This window comes from Paenibacillus sp. FSL H8-0261 (assembly GCF_045040645.1).
Classification (GTDB): domain Bacteria; phylum Bacillota; class Bacilli; order Paenibacillales; family Paenibacillaceae; genus Paenibacillus_AQ.
In genome coordinates, this window is the sequence record NZ_CP150297.1 from 2,823,974 (window position 1) to 2,844,461 (window position 20,488).

Here is a 20,488-nt window from a genome sequence, read left to right on the forward strand (position 1 = left end):
ATTGTTTTTAACGTTAGTATGAGGCTTTTAATACTTGATCATTCATACCACTGGGGGGTTGATTGCTTTTCTTATGAAAGCTTATCATCCATAGCGATTTATGTTACATTAGTATGAAACTAAAGTAGAACCTAATGTGACAGGGGAGGATCTTGCAGTGAAGCCGGATTTACGTTCCGCATGGGGAAACAAAGTATTGGTCGGAGACGGAGCGATGGGTACCTATTTATATCAGAAGGGTTTCCCTGTCGGCATTTCCTACGAAGAATTAAATTTGACCTCTCCGGGGGTTATCGAAGATGTCCATCGCAGCTATATCGATGCAGGAGCAGTGCTGCTAGAAAGCAACACCTTCTCAGCGAATTTTGACAGGCTGTCCAAATATGGTTTGGAGTCCAAGGTTGAAGAAATTAATCGCGCCGGAGTAAGAATCGCTCGTAAAGCTGCTGGAGATACAGGCTATGTATTAGGTGCTGTAGGCTCTATTCGCGCCGGTAAGCGTGCAAATCTCTCATCGACAGAGTTGAAGAGGTATTTTACACAGCAGATTACAGCTTTGTTAGAAGAAGAAGTAGACGGCGTTATGCTAGAAACCTTTTACGATGTCGAGGAACTGCATCTTGCGCTAAGAACAGTACGTAAACATAGTACTCTCCCAGTCATTTGCCAATTTGCTGTGGATGAATCGGCACGTACATTAGATGGATTGACGTTACCAGAGGCTTTCCGGATCTTAGAAGGTGATGGAGCGGATATCATCGGATTTAACTGTAATACTGGCCCAAACGGGATTAAGAGAGCACTAAAAGCGGTACAAGGCAATCTTATTCTGCCTACCTCGGTCTATCCGAATGCGGGCGTTGCGGATTATGTAGATGGAGAATATCGGTATGGGGCCTCACCGGAATATTTCGGACAAATGGCAGTTACTTTTGCAGAAATGGGTTGCAGAATTATTGGGGGCTGCTGTGGTACTACTCCGCAGCATATTGCTGAAATTTCTTCCGCATTGAAAGATTACGTACCTCAGCCACTTCCAGAACCGACGCTTCCGACTGTGGAGCGTGTATCTTTGCAGGAGCATTTTGGCGAAGATGAGGGAAGAGATGGTCGTGAGCCGAACCTGGTTGATCTAGTCAAGGAACGTCATACGGTTATCGTTGAGCTTGATCCACCTCGTGATTTGGATATCGGCAAGTTCATGAAGGGTGCAGAAGCGTTGAGAAGAGCAGGTGCGGATGCGCTGACACTCGCCGATAACTCACTGGCTGTTACACGGATGAGCAATATGGCTTTGGGCCATTTGGTGCATGCTAAAACTGGACTCCGTCCACTAGTGCATATTGCTTGTCGCGATCGTAATCTGATTGGTACTCAATCGCATTTGATGGGTTTTGATGCGCTAGGAATTGATCATGTGTTAGCGGTGACTGGAGATCCAGCGAAATTCGGAGATCTTCCCGGCTCAAGTTCGGTTTACGACTTAACCTCTTTTGAAATTATTCGTATGATTAAGCAGTTGAATGATGGTATTTCCTTCTCAGGTAAACCTTTGAAGCAGAAAGCGAATTTTGTTATCGGTGCTGCCTTTAACCCGAATGTTAAACATTTAGATAAGGCCGTACAGCGACTGGAGAAGAAAATTGCCTCTGGTGCAGATTATATTATGACTCAGCCTGTCTATGACCAGGAGCTTATCGTAAAGATCGCTGAGGCAACTGCACATCTGGATATTCCCGTGTTTATTGGTGTGATGCCACTGGCTAGTGGGCGTAATGCAGAGTTCCTGCATAACGAGGTTCCGGGAATCCAGCTTACGGATGATGTCCGGAATCGCATGAAGGGACTTGAAGGAGAAGCAGGAAGAGCTGAAGGGGTCGCCATCGCTAAAGAGTTGTTAGATGTTGCAACTGCCCATTTCAATGGGATCTATTTGATGACACCGTTTATGTTCTATGATATGAGTACACAGTTGATCGAGTATGTATGGGAGAAATCAGGACGTAAATTGTCCCCCTTGTTTCGCTAGTAATAATCAATTACAATAGTGTAATGGATGTGATTCCGTTGTCATTTAGCATGACCGGATACGGTCAATCGTCCCTGCAATTCGGCGGCTACAAGATTATGTTCGAAGTGAAATCGGTGAATCACCGGTACTGCGAAGTTGTACTGCGGATGCCCCGGGATTGGACGGGTTATGAGGATGTGCTGAGAAGAAAGGTTCAGCAGCACGTCAAACGGGGAAGGATAGATGTTACCATCAATAGAGAGCACGATGAGTCGTCTTCCGGACCGGTTCTGAATCGCTCTACTGTCATGACTTATCTTAAGGCAGCAGATCAGCTTAAGAACGAGTATGGTTTGTCCGGTGAGTTGACTCTACGTGATATACTTTCTATACCCGGTATTATGGAAAGCAAAGATGAGGCTGCGGGTGCCGTGTCCGCGGCCTTAGAAGACTACTCTGAAATGTTGGAGACGGGACTTGAGCAGAGTTTGCAGTCTCTGCTAGAGATGCGCGCCCGTGAAGGCAGTTTTCTAGCCGCTGATATTGAACAGCGTCTCAATCATCTCGAATCCATGCATGCTGAAATGGTCGAACTTGCACCTGTTGTAATCATTGAATATCGTGACAAGCTTCGTCATCGATTAAATGAGTTAAATGATGGGACGTTCGCTTTTGATGAGCATAAATTCGGGATGGAAATCGCTATTTTTGCAGATCGCTGTAATATTGATGAAGAGTTGACCCGGTTGTATAGTCATTTCGAACAATGCAGAACCCTCCTGAAGGGGAAAGGACCGGTAGGACGCAAGCTGGATTTTCTCATTCAGGAGATGAACCGGGAGACGAATACAATCGGATCGAAATGTAATCATTTAACACTCGTGGGTCTTGTGCTAGACATGAAAGCTGAGCTGGAGAAGATTCGTGAACAAGCGGCAAACATAGAGTAACCGGGAACAGGCAATAGCATAGAACTTTATGGGGGGAACTACCGGAACATGGCAATCAAACTTATCAACATTGGCTTTGGGAATATTGTGTCCGCCAATCGCATTATTTCCATCGTCAGTCCGGAATCTGCACCGATCAAACGTATTATCCAGGAGGCTCGAGATCGACATATGTTGATCGACGCCACCTATGGCCGACGGACTCGTGCCGTAATCATTACAGATAGTGATCATGTCATTCTGTCGGCTGTACAGCCGGAGACTGTAGCGCATCGCTTATCCAGTAAAGATGACGACAACGACGAATAACAACTAAATGGAGTGTATTATGTCAAAAGGATTGCTCATCATATTATCCGGACCTTCCGGCGTGGGTAAAGGTACTGTATGTACTGCGCTACGACCGAAGATGCCCGAACTTGTCTACTCAGTTTCTGCTACTACTCGCAGTCCGCGTGCGGGTGAGGAAGACGGCGTGAATTATTTTTTCAAAAGCAAAGAGGAGTTTTCGGCTATGATAGAAGCCGATCAACTGCTTGAATATGCGGAGTACGTAGGTAATTTTTACGGTACTCCACGTGATTTTGTAGAGAGAACTCTCAATAGCGGCAAAGATATTATTCTCGAAATTGAGGTTCAGGGAGCTCTCAAAGTTAAAGAAAAATTTCCTGAAGGTATTTTTGTGTTCCTTCTTCCACCTTCTATGGATGAGCTGAAGGACCGCATACGCGGACGGGGTACGGAACATCCAGATGTGATCGATCACCGCATGACTGTAGCGGAGGATGAGATTAATCTAATGCAGCATTATGATTATGCTGTTGTAAATGATGAGATTGATCTGGCCTGTAAGAGAATAGAAAGCATTATTATCGCCGAACATTGTAAAGTTAGATAATGAATGCTGCAAGGCTGAAGGTATTACCAGTAAACTATGAAGAGGTGTCCCTGTGCTATATCCATCAATTGATGAAATGATGACCAAGGTTGACAGTAAGTATTCGCTCGTTGTAGCCGCAGCACGTCGTGCTAGACAATTGCGTGAGGGTGGCAAGACAGATGTGAAGAACCCTAGATCGCATAAATTTGTCGGTGTTGCTCTTGAGGAAATTTACGAAGATCGCATTACGCTTACCCGTGGTGAAGAGTAGTCTCAAGTCTATTTAGATATGACCTTTTGTAGAAACGGATACCGCCTATTTGTTATTAGGCGATGCCGTTTCTTCTTGGGTTATGGAGCAATTATGGGTCTTTAATGAATGCTGATAGCCCAAGACCGGGCTGTTTCTGACAACCGGAAGGTTGTTATTTTTTTCTCAAAATATAAGAAGTTTAAGAAATAGATCATTCGTTGTAAGAGAAGGGAACAGGGGGGAGATCATGTTGAAGAGCTTGAAGGGGAAGACTATTTTACTTGGGATTACAGGGGGAATTGCCGCTTACAAAGCAGCAGCCCTAACCAGTAAGCTTGTCCAAAAAGGAGCCGAGGTTCATGTCATTATGACAGCTTCGGCAAAGCAGTTCATTACAGAATTAACTCTACAGTCACTGTCGAAGCAACGAGTATATAGCGATACATTCCAGGAACGGGATCCATCCTCCATCTCACATATTGATTTGGCTGATTCGGCGGACCTTGTGATAGTAGCACCAGCAACTGCTAATATTATTGCTAAAATGGCGCACGGAATTGCGGATGATATGTTATCCACAACGTTACTCGCTACTACTGCACCTATAATGGTGGCACCGGCTATGAATGTTCATATGTATCAGCATCCCGCTGTACTTAGCAATTTGGATACCCTCGCTAAACGAGGTATTCAGTTTATTGAGCCTGGAGAAGGTCTGCTGGCATGTGGTTACGTGGGTAAAGGACGTTTAGAGGAACCGGAGACTATTGTAAGTTATGTTGAGGATTTTTTTGCGTTGCAAGAAAGTGTGAAGTCTAGTCCCCTCAAGGGTAAAAAGATCGTCATCACAGCTGGTGGTACAGTAGAACGGATTGATCCGGTACGCTATATCTCCAATGATTCCTCCGGTAAGATGGGTTTTGCATTGGCACGTGCTGCACGTGCAATGGGTGCTGAGGTTACCTTGATTGCTGCGCGAACAGATGAAGCGCCTCCGCAGGACCCGGATATGAATGTCATTCGTGTTCAATCTGCACAAGAGATGTACGATGCGGTTACTGCGCAGTGGGATAGCTGCGATATCATGATCAAGGCGGCTGCTGTATCGGATTACCGGCCTAAGCAAAGTGAGCCATCCAAAATTAAAAAAAGTGGAGATACACTGACTCTTGAGCTTATAAAAACAACGGATATTCTGGAAACGCTAGGTAAGAACAAAGACAAGCAGTTCTTGATCGGCTTTGCTGCGGAGACGGGAAACACAGAATTTTATGCAAAGGACAAGCTGGTCCGCAAAAACTGCGATCTCATTGTTGCAAACAATGTAGCGGCTGCAGGAGCCGGATTCGGATCGGATACGAATATTGTATCGATTTATGATGTAGATGGATTGGTGCTCGAATTGCCACAATTGTCTAAGGATGAGGTCGCTCGCCGCTTGCTGACGCTCGTGGCAGAGCGGATTACTGGAGCTTCATTATAATGGATATTGCCAAGGTCATTGTGGATGTGCCTGTACGCAGCACTGACCGGCCATTTGATTATAGTATTCCAGAATCACTAAAGTTATGGATTGAAGTGGGCAGCCGAGTAGCAGTACCGTTTGGACACCGCACGGTGCAAGGCTTTGTCGTTTCTCTGGAGTCAGGTGAAACAGTAGTGAATCCTGGTCTTAAGGCTATTCAAGAGGTGCTGGATTTGCTTCCACCTTTATCTCCTGAATTAGTTGAGCTAGCGGACTGGATGAGTAAAAGATATGCATGCAGACGAATTTCAGCCCTGCAAGCGATGCTGCCCACTGCTCTAAAAGGGAAGGCAGAACGACTGATTTCGCTAGGAGATGTGGAAGAAGAAGCAGCATTTTCTGATGATGAATTATTCCCTATGTTTGCAGATACAGGGAATGAGGAACGACTAATTACTGAGTTTATCGGACGTAATGGCGAAGTTTCCATGAAGCAGCTCACCCGTGCATTTCCGGAGGCTGCGGAGACGGTGAAGTTCATGTTAAGACGTGGAGTTCTTGTAGAGAGCCAATCGATTAAAGATAAAATGGGCAAGAAGAAGCTGAAAGCAGTAGATCTTGCGATAGGGATCACGGCTGCTCGTGAGGCGTTGAATAAATTCCCCAAAAAGTCCGCGCGACAGAAGGAAGTACTTAGCTTTCTGATTGAAAGGGAAGCTACACTCCCAATGGCGCTTAAGGAAGTCTTGTCTGCACTTCAAGTGACGGCAAGCACCGTGAAGGGTTTAGAGGAAAAAGGCTTTATCGAAATCAGTGAAATCGAAGTCTATCGCGACCCTTATCAAGGACGTGATTTTAAGCCTACTACGCCTCTGCCACTTACAGCAGAACAAGAGATTGTATACACACGTATTTCACGAACGCTAGAAGAACAGCTCCATGAAGTTTTTCTGTTACATGGCGTTACGGGGAGTGGTAAGACAGAAATCTATTTGCAATGTATCAAACGTTGTCTGGATCAGGGTAGACAGGCCGTAGTGCTCGTCCCAGAAATCGCATTAACGCCGCAGATGGTGGAGCGCTTTAAGGGGCGCTTCGGAAGTGGTGTCGCGGTAATGCATAGCCGATTATCTGTTGGCGAACGTTACGATGAGTGGCGCAAAATCCGTGAAGGAAAGGCTACGGTTGCCGTTGGCGCCCGTTCAGCGGTGTTTGCCCCGTTCTCTAACCTAGGTTTGATTATTATGGATGAAGAGCATGAAACCTCATATAAGCAGGAGGAAAATCCGAAATATCATGCCCGTGATGCAGCTATTCGCAGAGCCGAACAGTGTGGGGCAGCCGTGATTTTAGGCTCCGCCACGCCTTCGTTAGAAAGCTATCATGCTGCTAGAGCGCAGAGTGATATTCATTTTTCACCAGTCCTTCTAGAGATGCCTACCCGCGCGCTTGGTAACGAACTACCGAAGGTAAATGTCGTGGATATGCGGGAGGAGCTTAAAGAAGGTAATCGCTCAATGTTCAGTCGAAAGCTTCATGCTGCACTGGCTGAAAGATTGGAACGTGGAGAACAGACCGTGTTATTGCTTAACCGTAGAGGTTTCTCGACGTTTGTTATGTGCCGGAGTTGCGGATATGTAGCAGGCTGCCCCGAGTGTGATATTTCATTAACGTACCATAGTCGTAGTGACAATTTGCGTTGTCATTATTGTGGTCATGCTGAACCGGCACCTAAGCTTTGTCCAGAGTGTGGAAGTGAGCATATCCGTTTCTTCGGAACGGGGACGCAGCGGGTGGAAGAAGAGCTTGGTAAGTTGTTCCCTGGGATACGGGTAATTCGTATGGACGTGGATACAACGACAGAAAAAGGTTCGCATGAGAAGCTGCTGAATCAATTCAGAGACAAAAAAGCGGATGTTCTGCTAGGCACTCAGATGGTTGCAAAAGGTTTGGATTTTCCTGACGTAACTCTTGTTGGCGTAATTACAGCAGATTCAGCGTTGAACCTGCCCGATTTTCGTGCAGCGGAGAAGACCTTCCAATTGCTTACACAAGTTGCTGGAAGAGCAGGTCGGCATCAGCTTCCGGGTGAGGTCGTTGTTCAGTCTTATACACCAGAGCATTATTCTATTATTCATGCTAGCGGGCATGACTATCTCTCTTTTGTAAGGGAAGAGCTGAAGCATCGCAGAGGGCTACATTATCCGCCTTATTGCAGACTGATACTCGTTACATTATCCCATGAGCAGTTACCGCTATTACTCCGGATGGCAGAGAATTACGCTATGAATCTGCAGGGGAAGGCCAGAAATCTAAGATGGTATGGGAGTCTAGATAAGCTAACCACGGATGTACTAGATCTGTTAGGTCCCGTAGCTTCTCCAATCCCTCGTTTAAAGGGTAGATATAGATTCCAATGTATGATAAAATGGCGCGGCGCCATCGATGTGATAGGGCTTGTTCGACAAGTGGCTGAGGAGTTGGAGGATTCTGTACGGGATACAGGGCTTCAGATCAGCATTGATGTTGATCCGCAAATGTTGATGTAAATCGTTATCATGTTACAATGTAAAAAAAGAGCTAGATCAATAAACTCTAAATATAGAGATGTACAGAACGGGAAGGTGTTTTTAATGGCGATACGTATGATCGTTAAGGAACCGGATGAAGTGTTGCACAAAATAGCAAAAGAAGTAACTGTAGTTACACCTAATGTTAAAAAATTGTTAGATGATATGGCTGATACGATGTATGACGCTGAAGGTGTAGGGCTGGCAGCTCCACAAGTTGGTATTTTGAAGCGCCTAATTGTGGTGGATGCAGATGAAGAGCACGGGCTGATCAAAATGATTAATCCGGAAATCATCGGTACAGAAGGGGAGCAGCTAGGACCTGAAGGATGTCTTAGTATTCCCGGATTGAATGGTGATGTACGCCGTGCAGAGACAGTAACCGTACGTGGTCTTAACCGTGAGGGAAAAGAAATTACCATTACCGGCAGTGGTTTACTTGCTCGGGCTTTTCAACATGAGATTGACCATCTGAACGGAGTACTGTTTACCGATATCGCTGAAAAAGTATACGAGATGACAGCTGAACGCAATGAGACTGAGGAGTGAGGATATGAAGATTGTATTCATGGGAACCCCAGCCTTTGCGGTACCAAGCTTGCAAATGCTGATGGATGAAGGCTATGAAGTTGTAGCAGTCGTCACCCAACCAGATCGACCGCAAGGACGTAAAAAGATCTTGGCTCCTTCACCAGTTAAAGAAGCCGCATTATCTCTCGGTTTACCAGTGCTCCAGCCTGAACGGATGCGCAAACCTGAGGCTGTCGCAGAGCTAGCTGCATATGAGCCTGACCTGATTGTTACAGCGGCTTATGGTCAAATTTTGCCTAAAGCTGTATTGGATTTGCCGCGTAATGGTTGTGTGAATGTTCATGGTTCACTACTTCCTAAATACCGGGGTGGCGCACCGATTCAACGTAGTATCATTAACGGTGAGAAGGTTACCGGCGTTACCTTGATGTATATGGCTGAAGGACTTGACACTGGAGATATGATCTCGCGCGTCGAGGTGGCTATCGAGGATGAGGATACTTCCGGCACGATGTTCGAGAAGCTTAGCCTTGCTGGACGTGATCTTTTGAAGTCTGAAATGCCGCGATTAGTAAACGGCCTTGTTCAAGCGACTCCGCAAGACGACAGTCAAGCGACCTTTGCTCCTAACCTAAATCGTGAGGATGAGCGTTTGGATTGGAACGCTGGCTCACGTGATAACTATAATCGAATTCGTGGATTAGTACCTTTTTCCGGTGCGTTTACGCTTTGGAATGGAGAGACCTTCAAAGTATGGGCTTCAAAAATTCCTGCTGAGCAGAAATCAACTGATAGTGCGCCAGGAACGGTACTTTCGGTCACTGAACATGGTGTCGAGGTTAAGACAGGAGACGGAAGTCTGCTGCTAACTACGGTTCAACCTGCTGGTAAGAAAGCGATGAGTGCTGCGGATTTTAGCCGTGGCGGTGTCATGAAACCAGGGACGGTGCTAGGTTGAGCGCGGGCGGTAACGGTGCGGGCCGATCAGGAGTAAGTCATAGCTCTGGCAATAAAAATAATAACGATCATAAAGCAGTGAGTGGTAAAAAGGGCGGTAGCGGAAATAAAGGTAAAGCTGCTACAGCTTCTGCCCGCGATATCGCTCTCGATATCCTGGTTAAAGTCGAACAACAAGGGGCTTACAGCAACTTATTGCTGAACAGCAGTCTGCAGAAGTCTGCACTCAGCAGAGAAGATGCTGGACTAGTTACAGAGCTTGTCTATGGTACCATCTCTCGGATGAATACACTTGATTATGTGCTCGAGGAATTTGTTAGCAAAGGGATCGCTAAATTACAGCCTTGGGTGCGTAATTTACTGCGTCTAAGCTTATATCAAATTATGTACCTGGATCGCATACCATCTCATGCAGCTGTAAACGAGGCTGTTAATATAGCTAAGAAAAAGGGCCATCAAGGAATTTCGGGCATGGTTAATGGCGTGCTTCGTAGTGTGCTGCGCGCTGGAAATCTGCCGATAATACCTGATGGATTGGGTCCTGCGAAACGGATATCTATTCAGTATTCCCATCCTATATGGTTAGTGAAGCGCTGGATTACGGAGTATGGTGTTGACACTGCGGAAGCTATTTGCGCTGCTAACAATGAGCCACCCGCTGTCAGTGTACGCGTAAATACTACGATGATTAGCCGTGAAGCCCTATTGAGTCAGATGATTGAACAAGGTCTGCAAGCTTCTGCTTCTGAAGTAAGTCCTTATGGTATTGTTGTAAAAGGCGGAGGTAATCTGGCTCTTTCATCCTGGTACCGGGATGGATATCTATCTGTTCAGGATGAAAGCTCCATGCTTGTAGCTGAAGCTGTTGCACCTGAGCCTGGAATGAGAGTGCTTGATTGCTGCGCCGCGCCTGGGGGCAAAACGGCCCACATGGGCGAGCTGATGAAAGATGAAGGATCTATTTTCGCTAACGATCTGCATCCACATAAAGCTAAGCTTATCTCGGATCAAGCTGCACGGTTAGGTCTCGAAAGCGTAGTAACAGGCAGTGCAGATGCACTGGAGCTTGAGCATACCTTAGAGCATCATTCCTTCGATAGAATTCTTTTGGACGCGCCTTGCTCTGGGCTTGGTGTAATCCGCCGTAAGCCAGATCTCAAATGGCGTAAGCAGCCTGAGGATGTTGTAAGTGTAGCATCACTGCAGGGTCAGCTGCTGCAGTCGGTTTCTAAACTGTTGAAACCGGGTGGTGTTCTGGTTTATAGTACCTGTACGACTGAACAAACGGAAAATAGTGAGGTTGTAGCTGCCTTTTTGGAGCAAAATCCTGATTTCACTTCTATAACATTTGCTTCCCCGCTGTGGGGGAGATTGGAAGGTACTGCGCTGGCTGTAGGTGAGGGGATTCAGTTATTGCCACATCATTATGGCAGTGATGGGTTCTATATCTCCAAGCTTCAAAGAGTCTTGTAATATAGCAAATTTACTGACAATCGTTGTATCTTCCGCCCGCCGGGCTAATGTACGGCGGGCTATTTCTTTTACCGTCTCTGAAATTTGTGTTAAAATAGGAAGAATGAGAAATAATACGCATATCCTTATGAAAGAACAGGTGCTAATAATAATGAAACCTTTAATATATGATTTTTCTTTAGAAGAGTTACAGCAGTGGGCGAAAGATAACGGTGAGCCTGCTTTTCGTGGTGGACAGATTTTTGATTGGTTGTATGTAAAACGTGTAAGTGACTTCGAATCTATGAGCAATTTGTCTAAAGGACTTCGACAGAAGCTGAACGAGCAATTCTCCATTGCAGCGCTCACTGAGATTACTAAAATGGAATCGAAAGATGGAACAGTAAAATTCCTGTTTGGATTGCATGATGATCATGCGATCGAGACAGTTATCATGAAACATAATTATGGAAATAGCGTTTGTGTAACAACTCAAGTAGGCTGCCGAATCGGCTGTACTTTCTGCGCCTCTACGCTTGGTGGATTGAAACGTGATTTGACAGCGGGTGAAATTGTAGCTCAGGTTGTACGCTCTCAACAGATCTTGGATGAGCGGGGTGAACGTGTCAGCAGTATTGTTATCATGGGTACTGGTGAGCCGTTTGAGAACTATGATGCAACAATGAGATTCTTGCGTCTTATGATTCATGAGAAAGGTCTAAATATCGGACAACGGCATATTACTGTTTCCACTAGCGGGATTGTGCCGAGCATTTATAAATTTGCAGAAGAAGATACACAAATAAATTTGGCGATTTCGATTCATGCACCTAACGACAAACTGCGTTCGAAGCTAATGCCAGTTAACCGCCGCTTTCCGTTTGATGATGTGATTGAATCTTTACGTTATTATCAAGCTAAGACGGGGCGACGGGTCAGCTTTGAGTATGCATTGATCGGCGGGGTGAATGATCAGCCGGAGCATGCTGAGGAATTAGCAGGTGTGCTTAAGAACATGTTATGTCACGTGAATTTGATTCCAGTAAACCACGTGCCAGAGCGGAAATATGTACGTACTTCACGTAATGATATCTTTGAGTTTCAACGTATTTTGGCTGACAACGGCGTGAATGTTACCATTCGTCGTGAGCAAGGCCATGATATCGCGGCCGCATGCGGACAGCTGCGTGCCAAACATATGGAGTTGGGGTGAGGATATTTGATCAGAACAGTTCATGCCAGCGATATTGGCCGAGTGCGCTCTGTCAATGAGGATTCGGTCTGGATCGGCGCGACGCGCCACGGTTATACACTCGGCATAATTGCCGATGGGATGGGTGGACATCAGGCTGGTGAAACCGCGAGTAGGCTTGCTTTGGAGACGATGAGGAATACCCTTGACGGGTTGCAACCTGAGCTTCAGGACGAGGCCCTGCGTGATGCGTTATCAGCTGCTATTTTGGAAGCTAACAGCACTGTCTTTAAGGAGGCTTCCAGCGACGAAAAGTACCACAATATGGGTACTACTGTCGTTGCTGCCCTGATGAATGGCTCAAACGGATATATTGGTCATATCGGTGACAGCAGAGCCTATTTAATCAAGGACAGTGCAGCAGTTCAATTAACCGAGGATCACACGCTAGTCAATGAGCTGTTCAAGAACGGTCAGATCAGTGTGGAGGAATTAGATAATCATCCGAGACGGAATGTGCTGCTGAGAGCACTTGGAACAGATGCTGAGGTCGAGGTTGATTTAGTGCCTGTTACCCTGCTACCTGGGGAAATTTTGCTTCTCTGCAGTGATGGTCTAAGTAATTTTGTTAACAATGAGCATTTGGGCAAGGTAGCGGGTATACATGAGATACCGTTAGAGGAAAGAGCGGACCGCTTACTTCAGTTGGCACTGCTTGCTGGCGGCGGCGATAATATTAGCGTCGCTTTGTTAGAACATCATGGAGAGGCCGCTGTGCCCGAAACAAAGGAGTGGGATTGATGATCGGTCACGAATTGGGCGGCCGTTACCAAGTCATCGAACGGATCGGCGGAGGTGGAATGGCGCTCGTCTATAGAGCACATGACATTCTTTTAAACCGAAACGTCGCCATTAAAGTATTGCGTAATCAATTTGTTCATGACGAGGAATTTATCCGCCGTTTTAGGCGTGAGGCGCAATCAGCTGCATCTTTGTCTCATCCGAATGTGGTTAGTATTTACGATGTAGGGCAAGAAGACGATATTCATTATATTGTTATGGAATATATTGAGGGCAAGAATCTTAATGAAATTATAAAAGAACGTGCGCCATTACAGGTTGACGAGTCCGTAAGGATCGCTTCACAAATCTGTGATGCCCTTGATCATGCTCATCAGAATCAAATTATTCATCGAGATATTAAGCCGCATAATATATTGATTGGGCGCAATGGCCGGGTGAAGGTAACGGATTTCGGTATTGCTCGTGCGGTAACATCTACTACCATTACTCAGACAGGCTCTGTAGTAGGTTCAGTTCATTATTTCTCACCAGAACATGCTAAAGGTGTCTCAACAGGAGAGAAATCCGACCTGTATTCATTAGGGATTGTACTCTATCAAATGCTTACCGGAAGTCTTCCATTCTTAGGGGAGAGTCCGATTAGCGTAGCTCTAAAGCATCTGCAAGAAGAGTTTGAAGAGCCAAGGCTGATAAATCCACTTATTCCGCAAAGCGTTGAGAATGTAATTCTAAGATCAATGCGTAAAAATCCGGAAGAGCGTTATCAGTCTGCAAAGCAAATGCTGCAGGATTTAGAAACCTGCTTGTTGCCGGAGCGCCGTAGTGAAGCAAAAGTTCTTTTTAACGATGAGGAAGACGAGGATCGAACGCGGGTCATACCAGCGATTAAACCGATCCAAAGAAGCAATGGAAATCGTAATCATCGCCACGACCGGATGGATAATGATGAAGATGATGATGACGATCCGGTACCTGTGAAAAAAGGTAAAAAACAATGGACTAAACCTGCATTATGGATTGGTTTAACTTTAGTGTTACTGCTGGCTATGGCCAGTCTCGTGTGGTACGTTAAATCCCAATTAGTTGTTCCTGAGGTATCGGTTCCTTACGTGGTCGGTAAACAGCTGGAACAAGCGAAGACTGAACTAGAGGATTTGGGGCTTGAGGTTGCTGATCCTATACTGTATGACTACAGTCCGAATTTCGAAGAGAATGTGGTCATGAAGCAAAGTAGGGAAAAGGACGCCAAAGTGAAAAAGGGAGCCTCCCTAATACTAACTGTGAATACGGCGAAACCATTAACTAAGATGCCAGATGTTACAAAATTAAGCTTTGACGAAGCGGTTAAAGCGCTAATAGCAAAGGGTGTACCCCAGAATCAAATTAAGAATGAACCTCTCTTCGATGAAAATATGGAGGTGGGTAAGGTTGTAAAATCAGACCCAGCCATTGACAGCGAGTTTGATCCAGAGACGGTTTCAATCACCCTCTACGTTAGCAAAGGAGAAGAAAGTGTCACGATGCCAGACCTCATCGGTAAGACGGAGAGTGAAGCTAAGGCGCTTTTGGAAGAATCCAAACTGGTCCTCGGAGATGTAAAGGAAGAATCCAGCTTCACAGTTGATGAAGGTAAGGTAACGAAAACTTGGGCTTATGAGAAAGGTATCTCTGTTCCACCTGGAACAGCGATTACGATTTACTTAAGTACAGGTTATCCACCTGAAGCCCTGAATTATACCTTTAATGTACCAGTAGCTCCTGCACAGGATGGAAAGAAGAGCAAGATTCGAATTGAATTCGTTGATGCGCGCAATAATGGTGAAAAACAAGATTGGGGAACGCGTACCATTGGAAAGAGCCAAGTGCTGTCCGTTAATCTAGTGCTTGCTCCGAATAAAGATGGCTCTGTTATTGTTACCCGAGATGGAGTGCTTTTAGACACTTATGTGATCCCATATATTGATGCGAAGAATGGCACGGTGCAAGAACCTGAACCACCGACGGTTCCGACTCCGAAGCCGACTCAGACACCGATAGATCCTACACCTACTGCTGAACCGACCATTGAGCCTGAGATCCTGCCTCCAAGTTCAGATAACGAAGGGTCTACTAATACTGGATCAGCCAATCAGACGGGATTCCTTACTAACAATTCGGTGAATAATGAATCGACCAATAGTGGTAACAACAAGAACAGTAATAAAAATGATGACAAGCATAATAATAAAAACAAAGACAAATCTAAAGATAAAAGCGATAACTAATCAGGGCAGAAGTGCTTGAATAGTTGTGGCAGCGAAGTGACCCGGGGATTTTCAAACTTGGGTCATTTTCGCAAAATCAGGAGAGGAAGGCTCACTATGTATGCCTGAAGGAATAATAGTAAAGGCGTTAAGCGGATATTATTACGTAAAACCGCTTCGTGAAGGATTAATTGCAACAGAGGAAGTTTCAGTTCAATGCAGAGGCCGAGGCATACTTAAGAAAAAGGGGATCGCTCCTCTTGTAGGTGACCGCGTGATCTATATGCTGACTGAGCATGGTGAAGGGATGGTGGATGAGCTTCTCCCTAGAGAATCTGAGTTAATTCGTCCACCTGTAGCGAATGTAAGCCTTGCCGTTCTATTATTTTCTGTGCGGGAACCTGATATGAACCTGAATCTATTGGACAAGTTCCTAGTTCATATTGAGCACTCGGGACTGGAACCTTTAATCGTTCTGACCAAACAGGATTTGGCTAATGATAATGGTGAAGCCACTAAGTATGTTAAAGAGCTCTATGAAGATATTGGTTATGAAGTGATGGTTACAAGCTCAATTACAGGAGCTGGCAGTGATGAACTTAGAGAGCGGCTAACTGGTGGTATTAGTGTATTTGCCGGACAATCTGGGGTAGGAAAGTCGACCTTATTGAATCGTATTGTGCCAGGACTTAAACTGGAGACAGGTGAGATCAGCTTACGTCTGGGCCGTGGTCGTCATACTACCCGCCATGTAGAATTGATGGATATTGGCGGGGGCGGCTTTGTAGCGGATACCCCTGGTTTTAGTCAGCTTGATTTTCTTGAGCTTGGGGTTGAAGAGCTCTCTACTTGTTTCCGTGAATTTGCAAACTATGCTGGGGATTGTAAATTCCGTGGTTGTAGTCATCAGCATGAACCAGGCTGCCGAGTCATCGAGGCATGGAAAGCTGGAAATATCGCTGATAGCCGGTATGAACATTACAAATTATTTTTTAATGAAATGAAAGATAAAAAGCGGAGGTACTAAGTCATGATACGAATAGCACCATCTATATTGTCTGCCGATTTCGCAAGTTTAGGTTCAGAGGTTGCAGAAGCTGAGGTCAGTGGCGGGGATTGGATCCATGTGGATGTAATGGACGGTCATTTTGTACCGAATATAACGCTTGGTCCACCAATCGTAAAAGCGGTCTCGTTACATACCAAACTTCCACTAGACGTTCACTTAATGATTGAGTCTCCAGAACGTTATATTTCTGATTTTGCTGCCGCAGGCGCTAGTGTGATTACTGTCCACGCAGAGGCTTGCGTTCATTTACACCGTGTGGTGCATCAGATCAAGGAATTGGGTCTTAAGGCAGGAGTAGCTATTAATCCTGGCACTCCGGCATCAGCGGTGCGTGAGGTGCTTGAGGATGTGGATATGATTCTCGTGATGACCGTCAATCCTGGTTTTGGAGGTCAAGCATTCATTCCTAACACTTTGCGCAAAATTACTCAAATTAGAGAATGGGCGAATGAAGTCAATCCAGATCTACTTATTGAAGTCGATGGTGGTGTTTCGGAAGCTACAGCGTCATTGGTTGTCAGTGCAGGGGCGGATGTTTTAGTTGCAGGAAATGCAGTTTTTGGCCGGAGTGATCGTGCTGCAGCGATCCTTGAGATTCGAGAAGCAGCGGAAGCGGCACTTCGTTAAAAAAATAGGCTATTACGACTAAAGGTATAGGCCAAGTCCTCGACGCATAAATATGGTTACATGAGCAGAAATCTCATGTAGCCTTTTTTGTTTTGGCAGGGAGGACTGCAGTACGTTACCGTTAGAACAAGAAGAAAGTCTCCTGCGTACGGCATGAATTGATGGGAGGGTAAACCATGAAATTTTACACGTTTAAGCTGCCAAGGTTTTTGGGAGGTTTTGTTAAAGCGATTTTGAACACATTTCAGAAGAGTTGATCTTGGGCTTGGAACAGAAAAGAAAACATGAAAAAAAGCACCTTACAAATGTAAAGGGTGCTTTTTGCTTCATATGAGTGATCGCTCGGTCTTTAAAATTGCAAAAGACTAAACGCGTTCAACTTTACCGGCTTTCAAAGCACGGGTGCTGACGTACACGCGTTTTGGTTTACCGTTCACGAGGATACGGACCTTCTGAACGTTAACTCCCCAAGTACGACGGTTGCGGTTATTGGCGTGAGACACGTTGTTACCGCTGCTCGGTTTCTTGCCTGTTACTGCACATTTGCGGGACATAGATTACACCTCCTTATTCCTAACACCTGCATAAAACAATACTTATCTATAATATCACAGCAAATTTTGCTACGTCAACCGATTCAAAAACATTTATTTCTTTTAATACTTATAGTACAATGTAAATTAGTGCATTATGTCCTGTTAATCATAGAATGATTAGGCATGAAGTTAGGAAGGGGAATTCTCAATTGAGTAAGCGTTCTATAAACGGAACAGATTTTACCGCTATGGTATTGGCTGGAGCGGATAAGCTGCAACAGCATGCAGAACACGTCAATTCCCTAAATGTTTTTCCGGTTCCAGACGGAGATACCGGAACTAACATGAATTTGACGATGACCGCAGGTTCGAATGAATTGAAGAAAAATAATACAACGTCTGTCGGTCAATGTGCAGGTGTACTCTCTAAGGGCTTGTTAATGGGCGCACGGGGGAACTCCGGAGTTATTTTATCTCAATTGTTCAGAGGCTTTAGCAGATCTGCAGCTCAACATGATGAGCTAAACACACAGCAATTTGCTGCTGCATTGCAAAGCGGAGTGGAAGCAGCCTATAAAGCAGTTGTAAAGCCTGTAGAAGGAACTATTCTTACAGTGGCTAAAGAGGCTGCAAGACATGCTGTCTACTATGCTCGCCGAACTACAGATGTTACAGAGCTCATGACAGAGGTATTGGCCAAAGCAAAGGAAGCCTTAGCCTATACACCCGAGCAATTGCCTGTCTTGAAGCAAGTCGGTGTCGTAGACTCTGGCGGTCAAGGACTGGTCTATATTTATGAAGGTTTTCACCAGCATCTGACGAGCGGAAGCTCCGGTGTGTCTGAACCTGTAAAAGGACAACCTCAGGTACCAGTCGTGCCAACACCAGTACCGGTGTTAAAGAAACCTGAAAGCGAACTGTCTTCTGTACAGTCTTCTGCGCAATCACAGCTTTCAACAGAGGACATAGAATTTCTATATGATATGGAGTTCTTCATTAATCGCCAGTTAGGCGGTAACGTGAGAACGGACTTTGATGAGGAAACCTTTAGGAAAGCGTTGTCAGTAAATGGAGATTCCATTATTGTAATTTCGGATGATGAAACCATTAAAGTGCATGTGCATTCCAAGGCTCCAGGTGAAGTTTTGAATCTGGCACTCCTCTATGGGGAAATTACGCAGATTCATATTCTCAATATGCGTGAGCAACACCGTGACTTGTTAACTGCAGGGATGGATATTGCACCTATGCCAGATGTTTTCGCGGATATGCCGGATGAGCAGAGCCGTGTACAATCAGCTCCAGCTGAACCACCAGCAGATGATTTGGCGCCTTACGGCTTCATCGCAGTATCATCAGGAGCTGGGATTGCAGATATTTTCAAAAGTCTCGGTGTGGACGTAGTCCTAGCTGGAGGTCAGACTATGAACCCTAGCACAGAGGATTTCGTTAACGCGATTTCTTCTATATCTGCGAAGCATGTATACATTCTGCCGAATAACTCCAATATTGTTCTTGCCGCTCAGCAAGCTAAGGAGCTCTTGGAAGGCGAACGTGAGATTACGGTTATTCCAAGCAAAAGCATTCCTCAAGGAATCGCTGCAGCCTTCGCGTTCCAAGAAGAGGATTCTGTGGAGACTAATTCTGGGAACATGCTAGAAGCAATCTCACAGGTCAAGTCGGGACAAGTAACAAATGCTGTCCGTGATACAAGCTTTGATGATCTGGAGATTAAATCCGGGCAATTTATCGGAATTTCGAACTCCAAAATTGTCGCTGCCGCAGATGATCTGTTAGCTGCAAGTCAGGCGTTGCTGTCCAACATGCTTGAGAATGGCGATGAAATCGTTACGATCCTTATTGGAGCAGAAACTGATTCTGAGGTCACAGATTCCTTAAGCGAGTGGCTGGAAGAGACTTACCCGAATGTGGAAGTAGAGATTCATGAGGGTGGCCAACCCCTTTATTATTATCTTTTCTCCGTAGAGCCATAGGTAGATGCTGAGGGTTCTATAACAATTCAGGAGCAACTTGCTAATTACGTAGTTGGCAAAATTATAGTATGGGGGAGATAATCCATGAATCGTACCATTATCGTCACCGACAGCACATCTGATATCCCGCCAGCAATGGCGGAAGCGTATGGCATTGAGGTCGTCCCTTTGACCTTGATGTTCGGCGAAGAGGCTTTCCGGGACAATCTGGATATGACGCCGGAGCAGTTCTATGAGCGACTTCCCCGCTCGTCACAGTTGCCGACTACTTCTCAACCCTCACCGGTTGAATACATGAATGTGTATCGAGATATTTTGGAACGTTACCCGGGAAGTCCTATCCTTTCGTTTCATATTTCTTCTGGACTAAGCGGTACGTACCAATCAGCACTATTGGCTAAATCGATGTTGGAGGAAGAGGGAGAAGGGATCACTGTAGTAGATTCTCTCTCCGCTTCTTACGGTTTTGGATTTATGGTGGTGGAAGCCGCCAGATTGGCTGCTGAAGATAAGAGTCCCGAAGCGATTCTTGAAGCTGTAGAAAGTCTGCGCCAATCTCGTAAGCTTTACTTCTTGGTAGATACACTTGAATATTTACAAAAAGGCGGGAGAATCGGAAAGGCCTCGGCCATTCTGGGAACGCTTCTTAATATTAAGCCGATCCTGTCTATTGATGCAGAAGGAATAATATATGCGGTGGAGAAAGTTAGAGGCCGTAAGAAGGCTATTGCCCGTATGATTGAATTATTTAAGAAGGATATTCAAGGTGTAGACAAAATCAATGTGGCCGTGGGTCATACGGCTGAACCGGCTTCCGGTGAAGAGTTCCTGAAAGAGCTGTCAGGACATTTTATACTAGAAGAGAAAGTGCTGACGAACGTCGGCCCTGTCGTGGGCAGCCATGTCGGAAACGGTACGTTAGCTGTATTCATTTGGCCTGCAAAATGAGGGATG

Annotated in this window: 19 protein-coding genes; 18 read left to right on the forward strand and 1 reads right to left on the reverse strand. The window is 45.5% G+C overall.

Features of this window, described 5'->3' with window-relative positions; all coding sequences use genetic code 11:
* Window positions 1-157 precede the first annotated feature (157 nt).
* The 16 genes from MHI27_RS12420 (at window position 158) to spoVM (ending at window position 17,261) form a co-directional block, all read left to right on the forward strand.
* Window positions 158-2,029 (forward strand): bifunctional homocysteine S-methyltransferase/methylenetetrahydrofolate reductase, encoded by a 1,872-nt coding sequence (locus MHI27_RS12420; protein WP_379421835.1) that lies wholly within the window; start codon window positions 158-160, stop codon window positions 2,027-2,029.
* Window positions 2,030-2,067: 38 nt separating this feature from the next.
* A complete protein-coding gene (locus tag MHI27_RS12425; RefSeq protein WP_042187381.1) occupies window positions 2,068-2,961 on the forward strand; it encodes a YicC/YloC family endoribonuclease in 894 nt (297 codons plus the stop codon).
* Window positions 2,962-3,009: 48 nt separating this feature from the next.
* The gene (gene remA, locus MHI27_RS12430) at window positions 3,010-3,270 is read left to right on the forward strand and encodes an extracellular matrix/biofilm regulator RemA (RefSeq protein WP_006209218.1); all 261 of its coding nucleotides are present in this window, start codon (window positions 3,010-3,012) and stop codon (window positions 3,268-3,270) included.
* A gap of 19 nt (window positions 3,271-3,289) precedes the next feature.
* A complete protein-coding gene (gene gmk, locus MHI27_RS12435; protein ID WP_076282916.1) occupies window positions 3,290-3,859 on the forward strand; it encodes a guanylate kinase in 570 nt (189 codons plus the stop codon).
* A gap of 52 nt (window positions 3,860-3,911) precedes the next feature.
* Window positions 3,912-4,112, forward strand: a complete 201-nt coding sequence (gene rpoZ, locus MHI27_RS12440; protein ID WP_036686188.1) for a DNA-directed RNA polymerase subunit omega — start codon at window positions 3,912-3,914, stop codon at window positions 4,110-4,112.
* Between the two features lie 229 nt (window positions 4,113-4,341).
* Window positions 4,342-5,577: a bifunctional phosphopantothenoylcysteine decarboxylase/phosphopantothenate--cysteine ligase CoaBC gene (coaBC, locus tag MHI27_RS12445; protein WP_339802983.1), complete on the forward strand. Its 1,236-nt coding sequence runs from the start codon at window positions 4,342-4,344 to the stop codon at window positions 5,575-5,577.
* Window positions 5,577-8,108, forward strand: a complete 2,532-nt coding sequence (gene priA / locus MHI27_RS12450) for a primosomal protein N' (protein ID WP_076299453.1) — start codon at window positions 5,577-5,579, stop codon at window positions 8,106-8,108. The genes coaBC and priA overlap by 1 nt, the downstream gene beginning before the upstream one ends.
* 84 nt (window positions 8,109-8,192) lie before the next feature.
* On the forward strand, window positions 8,193-8,678 hold the full coding sequence (gene def, locus MHI27_RS12455; RefSeq protein WP_042126884.1) for a peptide deformylase: 486 nt from the start codon (window positions 8,193-8,195) through the stop codon (window positions 8,676-8,678).
* Between the two features lie 4 nt (window positions 8,679-8,682).
* Window positions 8,683-9,618 (forward strand): methionyl-tRNA formyltransferase, encoded by a 936-nt coding sequence (fmt, locus tag MHI27_RS12460; RefSeq protein WP_149644189.1) that lies wholly within the window; start codon window positions 8,683-8,685, stop codon window positions 9,616-9,618.
* Window positions 9,619-9,695: 77 nt separating this feature from the next.
* Window positions 9,696-11,090, forward strand: coding sequence for a 16S rRNA (cytosine(967)-C(5))-methyltransferase RsmB (gene rsmB, locus MHI27_RS12465; protein WP_405176728.1), 1,395 nt, complete (start codon window positions 9,696-9,698; stop codon window positions 11,088-11,090).
* A gap of 151 nt (window positions 11,091-11,241) precedes the next feature.
* Complete coding sequence (gene rlmN, locus MHI27_RS12470; RefSeq protein WP_042187390.1) at window positions 11,242-12,282, forward strand: 23S rRNA (adenine(2503)-C(2))-methyltransferase RlmN; 1,041 nt, start codon at window positions 11,242-11,244, stop codon at window positions 12,280-12,282.
* Between the two features lie 6 nt (window positions 12,283-12,288).
* A complete protein-coding gene (locus MHI27_RS12475; protein ID WP_405176398.1) occupies window positions 12,289-13,062 on the forward strand; it encodes a Stp1/IreP family PP2C-type Ser/Thr phosphatase in 774 nt (257 codons plus the stop codon).
* Complete coding sequence (pknB, locus tag MHI27_RS12480; RefSeq protein ID WP_405176399.1) at window positions 13,062-15,329, forward strand: Stk1 family PASTA domain-containing Ser/Thr kinase; 2,268 nt, start codon at window positions 13,062-13,064, stop codon at window positions 15,327-15,329. Before MHI27_RS12475 ends, pknB begins: the two co-directional genes overlap by 1 nt.
* A gap of 100 nt (window positions 15,330-15,429) precedes the next feature.
* Window positions 15,430-16,335 (forward strand): ribosome small subunit-dependent GTPase A, encoded by a 906-nt coding sequence (gene rsgA / locus MHI27_RS12485; protein WP_042187397.1) that lies wholly within the window; start codon window positions 15,430-15,432, stop codon window positions 16,333-16,335.
* A gap of 3 nt (window positions 16,336-16,338) precedes the next feature.
* Window positions 16,339-17,004 (forward strand): ribulose-phosphate 3-epimerase, encoded by a 666-nt coding sequence (gene rpe, locus MHI27_RS12490; RefSeq protein ID WP_405176400.1) that lies wholly within the window; start codon window positions 16,339-16,341, stop codon window positions 17,002-17,004.
* Between the two features lie 176 nt (window positions 17,005-17,180).
* Window positions 17,181-17,261, forward strand: a complete 81-nt coding sequence (gene spoVM, locus MHI27_RS12495; RefSeq protein WP_020431362.1) for a stage V sporulation protein SpoVM — start codon at window positions 17,181-17,183, stop codon at window positions 17,259-17,261.
* Window positions 17,262-17,369: 108 nt separating this feature from the next.
* Here the strand turns inward: spoVM and rpmB are convergent, their stop codons facing one another.
* Window positions 17,370-17,558 carry a 50S ribosomal protein L28 gene (gene rpmB, locus MHI27_RS12500; RefSeq protein ID WP_042187400.1) on the reverse strand — a complete coding sequence of 63 codons (189 nt, stop codon included), beginning with the start codon at window positions 17,556-17,558 and terminating at the stop codon, window positions 17,370-17,372.
* A 191-nt stretch (window positions 17,559-17,749) separates the two neighbouring features.
* On the opposite strand from rpmB, the gene MHI27_RS12505 reads away from it, so the two are divergent.
* Window positions 17,750-19,534 (forward strand): DAK2 domain-containing protein, encoded by a 1,785-nt coding sequence (locus tag MHI27_RS12505; RefSeq protein WP_405176401.1) that lies wholly within the window; start codon window positions 17,750-17,752, stop codon window positions 19,532-19,534.
* 84 nt (window positions 19,535-19,618) lie between these two features.
* A complete protein-coding gene (locus tag MHI27_RS12510) occupies window positions 19,619-20,482 on the forward strand; it encodes a DegV family protein (RefSeq protein ID WP_405176402.1) in 864 nt (287 codons plus the stop codon).
* Window positions 20,483-20,488 lie beyond the last annotated feature (6 nt).

Bases quoted from the DNA above. Each gene is read 5' to 3' on its own strand.
- remA (WP_006209218.1), top strand. From the start codon at position 3,010: ATGGCAATCAAACTTATCAACATTGGCTTTGGGAATATTGTGTCCGCC.
- pknB (WP_405176399.1), top strand. From the start codon at position 13,062: ATGATCGGTCACGAATTGGGCGGCCGTTACCAAGTCATCGAACGGATC.
- rsgA (WP_042187397.1), top strand. From the start codon at position 15,430: ATGCCTGAAGGAATAATAGTAAAGGCGTTAAGCGGATATTATTACGTA.
- MHI27_RS12510 (WP_405176402.1), top strand. From the start codon at position 19,619: ATGAATCGTACCATTATCGTCACCGACAGCACATCTGATATCCCGCCA.
- fmt (WP_149644189.1), top strand. From the start codon at position 8,683: ATGAAGATTGTATTCATGGGAACCCCAGCCTTTGCGGTACCAAGCTTG.
- spoVM (WP_020431362.1), top strand. From the start codon at position 17,181: ATGAAATTTTACACGTTTAAGCTGCCAAGGTTTTTGGGAGGTTTTGTT.
- rpmB (WP_042187400.1), bottom strand. From the start codon at position 17,558: ATGTCCCGCAAATGTGCAGTAACAGGCAAGAAACCGAGCAGCGGTAAC.
- rpe (WP_405176400.1), top strand. From the start codon at position 16,339: ATGATACGAATAGCACCATCTATATTGTCTGCCGATTTCGCAAGTTTA.
- gmk (WP_076282916.1), top strand. From the start codon at position 3,290: ATGTCAAAAGGATTGCTCATCATATTATCCGGACCTTCCGGCGTGGGT.
- def (WP_042126884.1), top strand. From the start codon at position 8,193: ATGGCGATACGTATGATCGTTAAGGAACCGGATGAAGTGTTGCACAAA.
- coaBC (WP_339802983.1), top strand. From the start codon at position 4,342: ATGTTGAAGAGCTTGAAGGGGAAGACTATTTTACTTGGGATTACAGGG.
- priA (WP_076299453.1), top strand. From the start codon at position 5,577: ATGGATATTGCCAAGGTCATTGTGGATGTGCCTGTACGCAGCACTGAC.
- rlmN (WP_042187390.1), top strand. From the start codon at position 11,242: ATGAAACCTTTAATATATGATTTTTCTTTAGAAGAGTTACAGCAGTGG.